Annotated in this window: 12 protein-coding genes; 7 read left to right on the forward strand and 5 right to left on the reverse strand. The window is 54.0% G+C overall.

Annotated elements, in window-relative coordinates; translation table 11 throughout:
- Positions 1-1,423: tetratricopeptide repeat protein (locus VNL73_03055; protein HXF48390.1), on the reverse strand; the 1,423-nt coding region annotated here is incomplete at its 3' end.
- A gap of 564 nt (positions 1,424-1,987) precedes the next feature.
- On the opposite strand from VNL73_03055, the gene VNL73_03060 reads away from it, so the two are divergent.
- The 5 genes from VNL73_03060 to VNL73_03080 all read left to right on the forward strand — a co-directional run bounded on the left by VNL73_03060 (position 1,988) and on the right by VNL73_03080 (position 10,278).
- Complete coding sequence (locus VNL73_03060) at positions 1,988-4,282, forward strand: FHA domain-containing protein (GenBank protein HXF48391.1); 2,295 nt, start codon at positions 1,988-1,990, stop codon at positions 4,280-4,282.
- A 9-nt stretch (positions 4,283-4,291) separates the two neighbouring features.
- On the forward strand, positions 4,292-5,803 hold the full coding sequence (locus VNL73_03065; GenBank protein ID HXF48392.1) for an FHA domain-containing protein: 1,512 nt from the start codon (positions 4,292-4,294) through the stop codon (positions 5,801-5,803).
- Between the two features lie 27 nt (positions 5,804-5,830).
- Entirely contained in the window at positions 5,831-7,576 is a 1,746-nt protein-coding gene (locus VNL73_03070; GenBank protein ID HXF48393.1) for a FlgD immunoglobulin-like domain containing protein, read from the forward strand.
- A 176-nt stretch (positions 7,577-7,752) separates the two neighbouring features.
- The gene (locus tag VNL73_03075; protein ID HXF48394.1) at positions 7,753-9,609 is read left to right on the forward strand and encodes a DUF3362 domain-containing protein; all 1,857 of its coding nucleotides are present in this window, start codon (positions 7,753-7,755) and stop codon (positions 9,607-9,609) included.
- Positions 9,610-9,612: 3 nt separating this feature from the next.
- Positions 9,613-10,278 carry a hypothetical protein gene (locus tag VNL73_03080; protein HXF48395.1) on the forward strand — a complete coding sequence of 222 codons (666 nt, stop codon included), beginning with the start codon at positions 9,613-9,615 and terminating at the stop codon, positions 10,276-10,278.
- Positions 10,279-10,328: 50 nt separating this feature from the next.
- On the opposite strand, the gene VNL73_03085 is transcribed toward VNL73_03080, so the two are convergent.
- The 4 genes from VNL73_03085 to VNL73_03100 all read right to left on the reverse strand — a co-directional run bounded on the left by VNL73_03085 (position 10,329) and on the right by VNL73_03100 (position 12,758).
- Positions 10,329-10,820, reverse strand: a complete 492-nt coding sequence (locus tag VNL73_03085) for a hypothetical protein (GenBank protein HXF48396.1) — start codon at positions 10,818-10,820, stop codon at positions 10,329-10,331.
- Between the two features lie 143 nt (positions 10,821-10,963).
- Entirely contained in the window at positions 10,964-11,968 is a 1,005-nt protein-coding gene (holA, locus tag VNL73_03090; GenBank protein HXF48397.1) for a DNA polymerase III subunit delta, read from the reverse strand.
- 161 nt (positions 11,969-12,129) lie between these two features.
- Positions 12,130-12,504, reverse strand: coding sequence for a hypothetical protein (locus tag VNL73_03095; GenBank protein ID HXF48398.1), 375 nt, complete (start codon positions 12,502-12,504; stop codon positions 12,130-12,132).
- 35 nt (positions 12,505-12,539) lie between these two features.
- Positions 12,540-12,758: a hypothetical protein gene (locus tag VNL73_03100; GenBank protein HXF48399.1), complete on the reverse strand. Its 219-nt coding sequence runs from the start codon at positions 12,756-12,758 to the stop codon at positions 12,540-12,542.
- Positions 12,759-12,979: 221 nt separating this feature from the next.
- Between VNL73_03100 and VNL73_03105 the strand changes: the two genes are divergently transcribed.
- Together VNL73_03105 and VNL73_03110 are read left to right on the forward strand one after the other, a co-directional pair.
- Positions 12,980-13,564 (forward strand): cysteine dioxygenase family protein, encoded by a 585-nt coding sequence (locus VNL73_03105; protein HXF48400.1) that lies wholly within the window; start codon positions 12,980-12,982, stop codon positions 13,562-13,564.
- Positions 13,565-13,592: 28 nt separating this feature from the next.
- The gene (locus VNL73_03110) at positions 13,593-13,769 is read left to right on the forward strand and encodes a hypothetical protein (GenBank protein ID HXF48401.1); all 177 of its coding nucleotides are present in this window, start codon (positions 13,593-13,595) and stop codon (positions 13,767-13,769) included.
- Positions 13,770-13,891: the final 122 nt, after the last annotated feature.

The following is a 13,891-nucleotide window of genomic DNA, read 5'->3' on the forward strand; positions in this document are numbered from 1 at the left end:
TTATTTTGTAGCGCTTGATTTTGTAATGCAGGGTGGAGCGCAGAAGGCCCAGCTTTTTGGCCGCCAAGGTGACGTTGTTCCCTGTTTCCTGCAAGGCCGTAATAATTTCCTGCTTTTCCAAATTCCCCTTCTTGGCGTCCAGGGGCAGCCGGTCGTGGGCGCCTTCCAGTCCCCCCAAGAGCTTCCGTGCCCGTTCTTCCCACGCCGGGTGCTCGTATTTTTGGAAAAACTCGCATCCCATCAAAAGTTCCGTTCCCATCTGTTTGGAGGCATAGGCCCCGCACTCCACGGCGGTGACCACGGCTTTGAAAAGCTCCCAATCGTTCTCGCAATTCTCGAACACCTCGAAGGCCCGGTCAAAAGCGCTTTTGGCGTCCTTCCAGTTCTTCAGGTTGGCATAGGCCACGCCCCGGCCGACAAAGCAGGCCCCCCGCTCCAGTTCCTCCGGCAGTTTGATTAAATAGCTTTCGCAGGTCTCGTAGGCCTTCAAGGCCTCGGACGGCTCCCCTTTGGCGTTGTACAAATCCCCCATCAACCGCCAGCACTGGGTCATAATCGTGCCGTAGGGGGAAACCCGCTCACCGATTTCGAGCGCTTTCTTAAGGTAATCCTCGGCTTCGGCAAAGCGGCCTTCGGCGATGGAGAGTTCGGCAAGGTACTCATACGCGATTTTTAAGTTGCCAATAAGGTTCTCCTGACCTGCGAGCCTAACGGCCTCAATGTAATCCGCACGAGCACTCTTTGAATTCCCACCCAGCTTTTTTGAAACGCCAGATAAGACCAGCCCGCTAACAATGTTGTAGAAATCCTTGGCCTTCTTCGTTTCTCTTAAATAGGGACCCAGGTTTGCCATGGCCAATTTCCACTGGCCGTAAAAGACTTGATAAGCTGCTAAACTGCCTCCCAGAACAATGGCATAATAATGATCGTTCGCTTTATCCGCGCATTCCCTAGCCTCTTTATTGAAATGAGTAGCCAAACTGAACTCGCCCTTCGTATAGTGGAGGTAAGCAAGTTGATTTAAAGCACGAGCTGCCGAAGGGAAGTCGCCTGCAAACTTAAAGCCCGCAATGGCCTGTTGCAGATGCTCTTGAGCACTCGTCAAGTTTCCCAAATCTATTAAAAGTGAACCGATTAGATTCTCGGCTTTGGCGATGCCCGCAAACTCACGCAGGCTCAAATACATGTCCAAAGCTTTGCGGGCCGCGTTCACAGCCAATTTCTTGTCTCCCAATTCCCAGAGAATGTAACCTTCCAAATAGTGATAATAAGCGGCTTCCTTGGAAGAAACCTGTTCGCAGAATTCTGTGGAGATTCCTTTTAGAGAAGCGAAGGCCTCGTTAAAACGCTTCTCGCGAACTAAAGAATCAATCCGTTCCAACTGCTTGTTTGCTGAATCCTGCCTTTTATTGGGTGTATTCATCGAGTCGTGGCGAACCGGATGTTTTTACATCGGAACTCTTCTCGGAAGCTGTCTTTGATTTCACAACAATAGGGAAAAGCATGAACCCACCCGTTGGCAAAGAAATTACAACATAAAACGTAGCATATTTCATTGCGTGAGGATGGGGAATTTCATCTACATCCTGAACAGCCAACCAATACCGCATGGGTAGGGCGAAAGCGGGAGCGGAGAAAGAAAGGAGTAAAAATAAAGCTAAAAGAAGGGTTAATAGTTTACAGGCCAAAGACCTCACAAAACCACTCCTTTCGTTATCTTGTTAAAAGCCATAAAATGATACGCAGGCCGACCGGAATTTGTCAAGGGTTTTTTTGCCAAGGACAGCCCCGCCAAGCCGCTCCCGCCCAGCCGGTTGGCACAACGCTTGCTTGGCTATCTCCGCTTCTTCTGCCGCGACAGATAGTTGAAAAGGGTCCGGTACTAAAACAAGGAGAGGTTGGCCGCCGGTGGAGTGAAATGCAAAAAGGGGTTGCTCCGGGCGGTTTAGTTTTTATTTTATCATCAGTGGAGGTAATTCCACGAACTATGCTTAAACGACTTTTTACAGCGCTCGGCTTTCTGCTTTATGCTGGGGCGGCTTTGGCCCAGCCGACCGCGGAGCGGAGCTTCGATTTGGCCCGGTTGGCGCCCGACTTGGAGAAGCCGGTCTCCCTCTGGGCCGACAGCGCCGGCAGTTTTTGGGTGGGGGACGGGAAGAACAAGCGGGTTTTTGCCTTCGGCCCGGAGGGAGAGCTGCTCACGGTTCTGGGGGACAAAAAGAAAAACAAAATCGGCTTTCCGGTCGACCTGTTCGGCGACCGGAGCGGCAAAATTTACATCCTCGACTCGCAGGAGCGCATCGTTTTTATTTTTGACCCCTCCGGGACGCGGGTGGGACAGCTCGGCGGGTCCAAAACCTTCGCCCGACCGCTGGCTTTGACGCTTGACGATTCGGACAACGTTTTCATCGTCGAGGAGGCGCGCAAAAAGGTTCTTGAATTCGACGCCTTCAAGCGGCCGGTGGCCGCCGTCGAATCGGTTTCCGCAGGACAGGTGATGAACCGCCCCGCAGCGGTAGCCGCCGACCGGCAGGGAAACCTTTTTGTTTTGGATTTGGGGCGGCGCTCCATTCCAGTGTATGACGGCAACCGCCGGTTTTTGCAGGAGATTCCCCTTTCCGCGGAAGGAAAGGAGTTCCGGCAGCCGGCGGATTTGGTTTCGGGGCCGTTCGGCGAGCTTTTCGTTCTGGACGCCGGGGAACCGGCGGTCTGGTACCTGCCAAGCTGGCGCACGCCGGCTTGGAAAAAAATTCTGGCCGGGGAGAAAGCGGGGCTTTCAGCCCCGTCCGTTCTGGTGGTCACCCGCGGGGGGAAGCTTTTTGTTCTGGACGGAGGCAAGAAGGAGATAAAAAAATACAGTTTGAAGGGGCTGGTGGAAGCGGTGCCGGAGGCGGTCGCGCAAAAAACCGCACCGGGCGTCAAGAGTTTTACCAGTTCCCTCGGAGATTCGGGACATCTTTTGGTGCCGTATTCCGACTTCAAAAAAGGGGTAGTGCTTCTGCAGCCGTTTGACGCCGCCGGCAATCTGGCGGACTGGCTTTTGGATTCCGACATCCGGCTCGACTTGAGCGGGGAGCCGCTGGAGTTCTCCTCTCCCGTGTCGCTCCTCAAGTCGGACTTGAAGCTGGCCATCGCCCTCGTTTGGGCCGCGGGGCGGCTTTCAGACGAAGAGGAAAAGGAACTCAAAGAGGCGTTCGTGCGGGAAGTGCATCCGGAACTGGACGAACCGAACGACAAGCTTTTTTTGTTTTCCGCCGCCGGAAAACCGGAAGCGCTTCTGGAGGCGGAAGGGAACACCCGGACAGCCGAAATGGCCTTGCGGGGGCTTAAACTTTCCTCCGAAGGGCTTTGCTTTTTTGACGCCCTCCTCGCGGCTAACCGGGCTTTGAAGGAGCGCTCGCCGGGGCTTTTGCCGGTCATCATTCTGGTGACGGATAGCGAGGACGGGGCCTCCACTTCCGGCTATATGGATGTTTTGCACCTCGCGGAAGACCAAGGGTTTGCCAACGTATACACCGTTGCTTTGCCGCGCGGTGAGGGAGGAAGCCACCTATCCGATTTGCGCCGGATTTCGGAAGCAACGCAGGGGATTTACTTCGAGACGGCGGAGCCGAAGAACGTCTCGCAGGTTTTCGCCCGGATTATCAAGGCGCTGAAATATCAATTGGTCGTCCGCTTCACCCCGGCCGGGGGCGGGGTGTTAAACGCCGCCGTCACCCTGGAAGGAAAAACTTTTTCCGCGGGCTCGGCCAAGCGGCTTGGAGCCGATGAGGAGTTCGTCGAGGAAGAAAAAACGGATGAAGGGGGCTCGCTGAAGCTGGTGCTTCTGGTCGCCGGCATTCTGGTCGCTGCGGGGCTGGGGGCTTTCCTGATCGTGCTTTTGGTGAAAAAAAAGGGACGGAAGTGCCCGGCCTGCGGGCACAAGGTGGAGCCGGCCTGGACGGTTTGCTATTTCTGCAAAACCCCCTTAACTTTCGGCAAAGGGTCAAAAGGACCGGCCACCCTAACCGTGCAAAAGGGGCGGCTGGCCGGAACCCGTTTCACCCTGAACGACGCCGTGATAACCCTCGGGGCCAGCAGCGACAACCAGATTGTTCTGGATTACGAAGGGGTTTCCCGCCGCCACGCCCGGATTGAAAAAAACGGCGGCCGCTGGGAGCTTGTCGATTTGAACTCCACCAACCACACCTACGTGAACGGCCGGCCGGTTTCCCGTTCGCCGTTGAAAAACAGGGACATCGTTTCCCTGGCGCGGGTGGCGGACATGATTTTTGAGCAGTAAGGAAGCAAAATGAGCATCGTTCTGGAATTTTTATCCGGCAGCATTCAGGGGGAGCGGCGCTTTGACGGCCGGCAGGTGCGGATCGGCCGGGATACGCAGGGGGAGGTGGTTTTTGATTTCCAGAAAGACCCGGCCGTCTCCTTCAACCACGCCATTTTGGAGGAAGCGGGCGGCCGATGGGAGCTTCGGGACTTGGGCTCCACCAACGGCACTCTGGTCAACGGCAAAAAAATCACCCGGCATTTTCCGGCGGACGGGGATGTCGTGGCGTTCGGGCTGGCCGGGCCGCAGGTTCGCATCCATTTGGAGGAGAGTTCCCGCATCTTTTCCGAACCGGCCGGGGCGACCCGGATTTTGGTTTTGGATTTGCCCAAATTGAAGCTGGAAGTGCTCAAAGGGCCGGCGCAGGGGAAAAAATTTGAGATCGATTTGACTCCCGGCCGGGTGGTGAAACTGGGGCGGGAGCGGAACAACGACGTTGCCTTTTTCGACCCTCCCAGCCCGGTCGTTTCCCGCTATCACGCCGAGCTTTCCAAATCAGGCGAAGGGCTTTTTCTGGAGGATGTCGGCTCCACCAACGGCACTTTTTTGAACGGCAAAAGGATATCCAGCCGGACCGCAGTGAAAAATGGCGACCGGATTATGTTGGGGAACAACGGACCGGAGCTCTCCGTTGGCCTGGAACTTCCCGCACCGATTACCCCCCCCAAACGGCCGGCGCAGAAAAAACCGGTTCTGCTTTTTTCCATCGCCGGCGGCGCGGTGGTGGTTTTGGCCGTTTTGGCCTTCGCCCTTTTCAGCACCGGGAAAACGGAAAAGGCGGACGGGAGCGTGGCGGCAAGCATCGATACCGGGGATGAGGCGGCGGAAGCGGCCGGCAGCGAGGATTTTGCCTACATTGAGCGGCGGGTGAAAGAGCTTTCCGCCGCCCTGCACGAGGACAGCTCCAAAGTCAAACCCTCCTTCGTTTCCGTGGTGATGGAACAGGTAAATCACTTAAAGAAAGACAAGCTGGGGATTCGGATTCTTCTGGAAAAAGGGCCCGTTTATCTGCCGGATGCGATGCGGGCCTTGAAAAGAAAAAAGCTGCCGCCGGAGCTGGCGTATCTGGCCTACATTGAATCAAAGTTCAACCCGACCGCCAAATCCCCCTCCGGGGCGGTGGGGCTCTGGCAGTTTATGATTCCGACCGCAAAGGATCACGGGTTAAAGGTGGATTTAAACCGCAAAATTGACGAGCGGACCGACCCGGCCAAATCGACAATCGCCGCCGCCGAGTACCTGGATTTTCTCATACGGGAAAAATCCGGCTCGGCTTTCAAGGCGATTGCTTCCTACAACACCGGCCAGGGTTCCGTGCGAAAGGCCTCGCGCAAGGTGGAGGATTATTTGACCCACGGGGATTATTTTTACCTGTCGCAAAAGGGGCTGATTCCGCAGGAGACCCGGGATTACGTCCCCCGCTTTCTGGCGGCGGCCATTTTGGCCACCGACCCGGGGCGGTTTGGGTTTTCCCCCTAACCAAATACGGCAAAAAGAAGGCGCATTTTGAATAACCGAACCAAATTCCGGGCGATTTGGTTGGGGACAATCATATTCTTTTTGACTTTCGAGCAACTTTCTGCCACTACCCACTATGTTTCCCGCTCCGGTTCAAATACACCGCCTTACGACACCTGGGAAAAAGCCACCGACAGCTTGGGATTGGCTTTCAAGATTGCCAACACCTACGATACCGTCCAGGTAGCCGCTGGAACCTTTTATTCAGATTCCAATGAAATCATATTCAAACCCGGAATGGTTCTCATCGGCGCTGGGCGTGATTCTACTCACATCATAAGAAGCCCGGTTATGTCGGCAGCCTATTTTTTCTATTTTGCTAATTTCTGCCAGGTGAAGAAAGTTCGTATGAATGGTATGGGAAATACCTCTGTAGCAGTAATAACGCTTGATTCTGCACGGGCAACCACAATAGAGGAGAACCTTTTTGAAGGATTCTATTCTAGTGCTATAAATCTATCAAACTGTTGTTTCTACGACCGAACTTTTACGAGAATAGTTAATAATATATTCGACAACTGCGGCATAGGATTTCAAACTGTTTCCGGACTGATTCAAGGCAACATTTTCCGCAACGCAATAATCTATTTCGATTTCATCTACTCTCCTTATGTTACTATCGCCAACAACATATTTGGCCCTAATAGTGGCAGGTGCATACGGGGAGATGTAAGTGATAGTGGCCGAGTGGTCAACAATATTTTCTTTGACGTGGATGCTGAAGCCATTGACTTTTTTGGTCCGGAGATTTCCAACAATCATCTGTTCCGAACCGGTGTCGGGATCGTCGTTAATACAGCCTTGGGTCGAGTTGCCAATAACACGATGGTGGACAATTTGTATGATTTTGCCGTTCAATCCGGCGCAAACTTTGATAGTGTTCATCACAATGCAGTCTGGCGCACAAATGGCCCCCGAGCTTTTATTGTATCGTATGCAGGTGGAGCTCGCGATACTTTAGTCCCCACTAACAACTACAGCTTTGACCCAATGTTCGTGGATAGCGTTGATTGGGAGTTACAATTCGCTTCTCCAGCGATTGACACCGGCGACACCGCCATTCTGGATTTGGACGCCACTCGTTCCGATTTAGGAGTCTGGGGCGGGCCTTGGGGTAATATTACTTCCTATCCAGATTTATCTCCTCGAAGTCCTTTAAATTTCTCGGGTTTAGTCCAACCCGATTCAACGGTGGTTTTAAGCTGGAAACCGAACACAGAAGCCGATTTGGGTAACTATTTGCTTTTTCGAGACACTATATCAGGCGTGCTGGCTGATTCGGCCCACCTCTGGGCAATCCTTCCAAAGACCGATTCGGTTTTTTTGGATGGAAAACTGACCGAAAGTCGCTTTTACAAACTGGTGGCCATTGACACCACCGGGCACTCCAGTAATCCGACTTTAGAAGTGGCTCTGATTACCACCGGAGTTGGAGATGAACCCGGAACTTTGCCCAGGCAGTTCGAGATGTATCAAAACTATCCTAATCCTTTTAATGCGGGAACTGTCATTTCTTATTCTCTATCTCACAGGTCTCCTGTCAAGCTGGAAATTTTTAATATTATCGGGCAGTTGGTTAGGACTTTAGTAAGTGCTGAACAGCCCGCAGGATACAGGCAAATTAGGTGGGATGGAACGGATGCTTTTGGGAAACCATTACCGAGCGGGATATATCTGTATAAGTTGCAAGCCGGGGACGAGGTTGAAACCAAAAAGATGACCTTGATAAGGTAAACCCTTGGGATTTGCTTTTCTTATAAATTGATTTATACTTCGGGCAGTTCCGGCTAAAGGAGTTGGCCGGAGAAGAGTTCCCCGGCCGTTCGCCGCCGGGGGAAGCGGGGCACGCCGGGGCTGGCTCGTCCGGGCGGTTTTTTGCCTCATAGGAGAATTGGGGCACAGGAGGCAGGGTGGCGGTTTTAAATCGAAAAACCGAGGGTGCACTGTACCCTTTGCCGGTTAGTGCGGCCGAAATGCACTTTCGCGGCTGGGGGGAGATTGATATCCTCATCGTCACCGGCGACTCCTACATCGACCATCCCTTTATGGAAGCGGCCCTGGTCGGCCGCGTTTTGGAAAAGAACGGTTTCCGGGTTGGCATTCTCCCCCAGCCGGACTGGAAATCGGCCGAGGCGTTTACCGCCTTGGGAAAGCCGAAACTTTTCTATTTAATCACCGCCGGAAATCTGGATTCCATGACGGCCAACTACACTCCAAGCCGCAGCCGGCAAAAAGAGGATCCGTATTCCCACAAAGGGCATGTCGGCTTGCGTCCCGACCGGGCCTCCATCGTCTATGCCCACCGGGCGCGAGAGGGGGGCGGGGGAGTCCCCGTCGTTCTCTTCGGCTTGGAGGCCTCGCTGCGCCGCCTGGCGCATTACGACTTCTGGGAGGAGCGGGTGCGGCGGCCCGTTCTTTTTGATGCCAAGGCGGATATGGTCATTTATGGCCCGCCGGAAAAAACGGCCTTGGAACTGGCCAAAAGAATGCAGGCGGGGGAAAAAATCGGTGAAATCAAAGACCTTCCCGGCACGGCCTTCAAACAAAAAAGAATTGGAAACGATTTTCTTGAATTGACTCCGTATGAAGAATTGGCCAAATGCCGGCATTCCTTTTTGAAAGGTTTTTCCCGTTACGCAGAGAACTATTTCGCCCCCTCCCCGCAACCGGCCGCGCAGTTGGTTGTGGATTGGTACTTGGTGGAAAATCCGCCGGCCCCCCCGCTGGAGACCGAGACGGTCGATTCGTTCTACGATTTGCCGTTCACACGCAAACCGCATCCGCTTTATAAAAAGGAGCCGATTCCGATGGCCTCCGTTCTGGAGCAAACCATCGTTGCCGTGCGGGGCTGTTCGGCGCCGCCGGCGGTCTGCCCCAATGCCTTTCATTTCCGTTCGCAAATGGAGGTGCGCAGCTTGGATTCCATCAAAAAGGAGGCGGAGCGGCTGGCCGCCCTTTCGGAATTTTCCGGACAGCTTTCCATCGTCGGCGGCTATGCGGCCCGCAAGCCGGGGGGGGTGCATGATTTGGAGAAGGAGCCGGAAGGATGCTGGTCGGCCCGCAAATGGCCGAGACGGGAAGGACACCTGGTCTCCCAACTGGAGCTGCGGGAGGCCCTGGAAGGGATTGCAGGCGTGGAGGGGGTTTCCTTCCACGGCGTGTACAACCCGGATTCGATTGTCGGCAGCCCGCTGCGCGGGCCGGCCACCGGAATACCGGCTTTTCACTCGGCGGCCAAATCGGAGCCAAAAAATACGACGGAGTTTTTGCACGGCTTTGCCTCCTGCTGCGAACTTCGCTTTCTGGGGAAGCGGAGCGAGACGTATCATTTGCCCGCCCTGGTAGTCGGCCGTCCGGGCGTGGAGACCTCCGACGTGGTGGAGCTGACCCTGTTTCTCCGCCGGCGCAAGCTGAAAGCGGACAAGATTCTGGATTTTCTGCCCGTGCCGCTTTCCTTTTCCACCACGCGCTATTTCACCGGATTTGACCCGGTAACCGGTTCGCCGGTGTATGTTCCGGCGCGCACGGCGGATCGGAAAGTCCACCGGGCGATTTTGAAGCACTACGAGCCGGAAAGCTACGAACGGGTGCGGCGGGCCTTGATAGCAATCCGGCGCAAGGATTTAATCGGCAAAGGGCCGGATGCGCTCATCGACCATCCCTCCACTTCCTCCGCCGAAAGAGGCAAACCGCGCCGCAGCATAACACTGCGCAAGCCGCCGCAAAAACGGGACGATAACGACTTTCCGTTTCGGAAGCGGTGGTAAGAATTGTTTATCGGGCATTACGGGGTCGCGTTAGGGCTTAAAAAAGCGGACAAGGGGATTTCGCTCGGGCTGTTATTTCTGGCCGTCCAGTTTGTGGACATTCTCTGGACAGTTTTGGTGCTTTTAGGAATTGAAAAAGTTGAAATCTCCCCTGGCATAACCGCCGCCAATCCGCTCGATTTCGTCTATTATCCGTTTACCCACAGCTTGCTGATGTCCCTTATCTGGGCCGGCTTGGCCTATCTGCTCTTTCGGATTTTACCGGCAAAAACTGGTTGGCAAAAGAGCAAAGTAGCTTCGATAATAGCAATAGCAGTTCTTTCCCACTTTTTCTTGGACCTGCTCGTTCACCGGCCGGACTTGCCGCTGGCCTTTGGCACCAGTTCGCCCAAACTCGGGATAGGGTTGTGGAACTATCCGGCGGCGGCTTATCTGCTGGAATCCGCTATCTTTTTGGTGGGAGCTTGGATTTATCTCAAAACCACAAAACCAGCAAGCAAACTTGGAAAATACGGAATGCCGGTTTTCGCCTTGCTCCTGCTAATTTTCAATTTGCTTAATCTTTTCGGTCCGCCACCTCCCAAGGTGCAAATGGTGGCCGCATCCGGCTTCGTCATGTATTTCGTATTGGCGGGTGCGGCTTTTTGGCTGGATAAAAAGAGAAGCTGACAAAAAAGGGCGCCCCGGTCAAGGGGCGCCCTTTCGTTTTGCTTAAAAAATTAGAAGTAGTAGCGCAGGCCGATGCCGCCATTGGCGGACATATCGGTTTCCGGCACTAAGTCCAGAATTGGCGCCACCTCAAAGAACACGTCCAGCGGGGTGTCCTTGATAAAGTGGGAAAAACCGAGCGGCACGCGCGCGCCCACGCGGGCGTCGCTTTCAAACCGCGCCCGTCCGCCGATGCCGATGTAGAAATCGGTTCTCCGCACGGCTTCATCAGACGAACTCAACGGGGTATGCCACAGGTAATCGGCATGCATGTGCAGTTCATCCCCGCGGCCGGCAAACGACCAGGCGAAACCGGCGTCGAAAGCGTTCTTGCGGGAAATCCAGTGTTTGAAAGAAATACCGGTCGGCTCCCCAAGGATCATGCCGAGACCATTCGGGCGGCTCATCTGCGGCCCGGAATAAGGCCGGTTCTGTTGTATCTGGGCTGTGGCCAAAGCGGCAAATGCCACGAGCAAAATGAAAGAGAGGAATACCCTACGCATAACGACTCCTTTCTTTTTACCTTACTTGCCCCTTCAAAAGAATTATACACTCAAGCCAAAAGCCGGGGTCGATTAATTTTTCCGTTGTGTATCAATAACTTAACTGCGACACCACCTATTAGGGGAGCAGAAAGAGGAAAAACCTATGAGTTTTGACAGAGCTGGACGACCGTCGTTTCCAGCACCAGCTCCGGCTCGATTTTTTCAAAACGGGTCTGGCGTTCGGCGGAGGCGAGTTTCTCGATGGCTGCTAAAACTGAGTCCTTGGAAAGTGTTTTGGCTTGAGCCAAAACGGTTGGGTGCAAAAAGCCGTAAAACTTCCACTCCTGAACCGTACGCAGCGAAAAGTCCCCGGACAAAACCAAAGCCAGAAGCTTGGAGTAATGCTCGGTCAGCTGATAAAAGATGGTGCCAGGGGAGTTCCCCTCCTCGCGCAGGGATTTCAAAACCAGAAGAGCGCGGGCGGCATCCTTTTTGGCCAGGGCATCCGCCAAATCCCAGGGGAAAAAGCGGCGCTGGGAGGTTATTTCCTTTTCCAACTGCTCCTTGGGCGGCAGCTTGTCGTAGGCCAAAGCCAGTTTTTCGATTTCAGAAGATAGAAGCGACAGGTCGGTGCCCAATTTTTCAACCAGCATTTGGGCCACGTCCGGCGAAACGGCAAGTCCCCGCTCGGAGGCGTAGCCCATGAGCCAACCGGTGACCTGTTCCGGTTTGGAGAAGGGGGTGAATTTAAACAGGAGATTCCGTTCCGCAAACAATTTGGTAAAGTTGAGCCGACTGTCGGCCTCCTCCCCCCAGAAAAGCAGGTAATGCGGGCCGGAGTAGTTTTCCAAAACGCGCGTCAAGCTCTCCCTTACCGCTTGGCGGAGCTTGTCCGCTTCGAAAATCCAGAACAACTGAATTTCGCCGAAAAGGGAAAGCCCGGAAAGATAATTGGCCAGCTCTCCCCAGTCCAGCTCCGTGCCGAAAAGTTTTTTGATTTTCAGGTTTGGGTGTTTGGCTCGAAGCAATGTTTCCCAATGGCCCACCGCCCGGCGCATCCGGAATTCCTCCTCCCCAGTCAAATACAAAAACCAGAAGTCCGGTTTTTTGAGGCGCTTTTGGAGCTCCTCCGGGCCGGGAAGTTTTTGCTTGGTTTTGGGCGGCATCGGATGAAAAAAATGATATTTCCGGGAAAGCCGCAAGACAAAAAAACAAGGGCGACCCGCTGTGCTTGCGCCGCCCTTGCAAATTTAGTCCCGCCTTTCCGGCGGGACTGGTCCCCACTTGGGGGATTTCCCAATCGAGGAGGGGTTCGATATGGGAGCTTTTAAACCCTTCGCGCCTCCGCTTGCGCCGGGTTCTCATTTGTAGGTATCCAGGAAAGGGAATACTCAAATTTTCTTTTGTATAAAAGGGCCATATTGCGGTACGGTTCCAAGGTCTTTCCGCAAAGCATCTTTTTGTTCACCTGGTGCACCACGGTAAAGGAATCGCCGTAAATTTCCACCGTCCGGTGTTTGAAAAGCTGGGGGTTGATTTCCACGAATTCCAAAAGGGCCAACAAGGCGGCGTATTCGCATTCATCCTGATTCCCCTTGAATCGGGCGCGGAAGACGATCCCCGCGTCCGGGATGGTGAACGTGGCCAGGCCGCACCCCTCTGGGCGGCCTTCGCCTGTGATTCCGTAGAAGTATAGTTGCATCCTGCCTCGTCGTCCTTTCCCTTTCAAGCCCTTATTTAGCAACGGCTGTGCCTTTGTAAAACCCCTTTTTCGCTTGTGAAATTTGTAACAAATTTATGACGAATGTCCCGCGGCAGCGCTTCCTGCAATGCCATATCAATCAAGCCAAAGAGCCCACCTGTATGGGGGGTTCCCCATAGTTGGCCAAGGGCCGATTTACCTCTATTTTTCAGAGGGAAAACCGTGCGGGTTTTGGCCGATGCAAAACGCTTCACCCCTTCGGCAGGATTGTTCGCACCGTTTTTGAGCGCGGGCTGAACAGGATTTGGGCAGGGCCCTCTCCACGCCGTGGAGAGGGGGGCGTATCGCGATACGCCCCTACAAAAACAGAGATTAGGGGTTGGTGATTAGAAAAACCGCTGGCATTTTCCACAAATAGCCCCTAATTTTGGGGTAGCCCGGAGCCCCGCTCCGGCACATATACAAGGAGGAGCGAATGGCGAAGCTTGTCACGATTGCGGATTTTGCGGAAGAACTGCGAGAGGTGGGGAAAAAGGGGTTTACATTGGATAATGTCCATCAATTCCTGAAAGACCACCCCATCGAGCCGGAATCCCTGCGCCCCTTCCTCTTTTTCCGCGCCTCCCACTACACCCGCAATTTGATAGACAAAAACGAGCTGTACGAAGTTATCGCCATCTGCTGGGAAGTGGGGCAAAAAAGCGCGATTCACAACCACAAAGGCCAAAACTGCTGGATGGCCGTGCCGATTGGCAAGCTTTTGGTGCAAAATTACAAAGTCACCGCCGGCAACCCGAACGGCGGGCATTGCGAGCTAACGGAGTCCGACCGCTACTGGATGGACCCGTCCAACCCGGGGCGGGTGGAGCCGGAAGAGCCGATTCATTACGTCGCCAACCCGCCGGAGCTAAAACAGCAAGCGGTCTCCATCCACATCTATTCCTATCCCTACGATTCCTGTATGATTTATTCTTTGGAGCAAAAGAAGGCCATCGAAATCCCCCTCCACTACACCTCCGAATACGGCGTTTTGGAGCCGGAAGAGATGGATGTGGGATAGAAAGGAAAATTCTAAAAAGGGAGGCAGTATGCCTAACAAATCTAAAGTTTTCTCGTTTCTTTTTATCCTTCTAATCACCGCCCTTCTCGCTTCACCCCTTTTTGCCACCATCATCCGTGTTCCCCAAGACCAGCCGACGATTCAGGCGGGGATAAATGAGTCAATGAATGGAGACACCGTGCTTGTGTGTACTGCTCCCCTTTAGTCAAGCGGCCTGATATGGAGTCATCGGGCTGAGGTTATAGGTTTTCTCGAACCTGTTCGGCGGCTGGTAGCCCAGGGCCGAGTGCAGGTAGGTTTCGTTGTACGTTTCGATCCAGCCGTTCA

It is taken from the genome of Verrucomicrobiia bacterium (assembly GCA_035574275.1).
GTDB lineage: Bacteria > Zixibacteria > MSB-5A5 > DSPP01 > DSPP01 > DSPP01.

What these genes read in the sequence shown, in the direction of transcription:
- VNL73_03060 (HXF48391.1), top strand. Translation starts at nt 1,988, where the DNA reads ATGCTTAAACGACTTTTTACAGCGCTCGGCTTTCTGCTTTATGCTGGG.
- VNL73_03065 (HXF48392.1), top strand. Translation starts at nt 4,292, where the DNA reads ATGAGCATCGTTCTGGAATTTTTATCCGGCAGCATTCAGGGGGAGCGG.
- VNL73_03085 (HXF48396.1), bottom strand. Translation starts at nt 10,820, where the DNA reads ATGCGTAGGGTATTCCTCTCTTTCATTTTGCTCGTGGCATTTGCCGCT.
- holA (HXF48397.1), bottom strand. Translation starts at nt 11,968, where the DNA reads ATGCCGCCCAAAACCAAGCAAAAACTTCCCGGCCCGGAGGAGCTCCAA.
- VNL73_03095 (HXF48398.1), bottom strand. Translation starts at nt 12,504, where the DNA reads ATGCAACTATACTTCTACGGAATCACAGGCGAAGGCCGCCCAGAGGGG.
- VNL73_03105 (HXF48400.1), top strand. Translation starts at nt 12,980, where the DNA reads ATGGCGAAGCTTGTCACGATTGCGGATTTTGCGGAAGAACTGCGAGAG.
- VNL73_03110 (HXF48401.1), top strand. Translation starts at nt 13,593, where the DNA reads ATGCCTAACAAATCTAAAGTTTTCTCGTTTCTTTTTATCCTTCTAATC.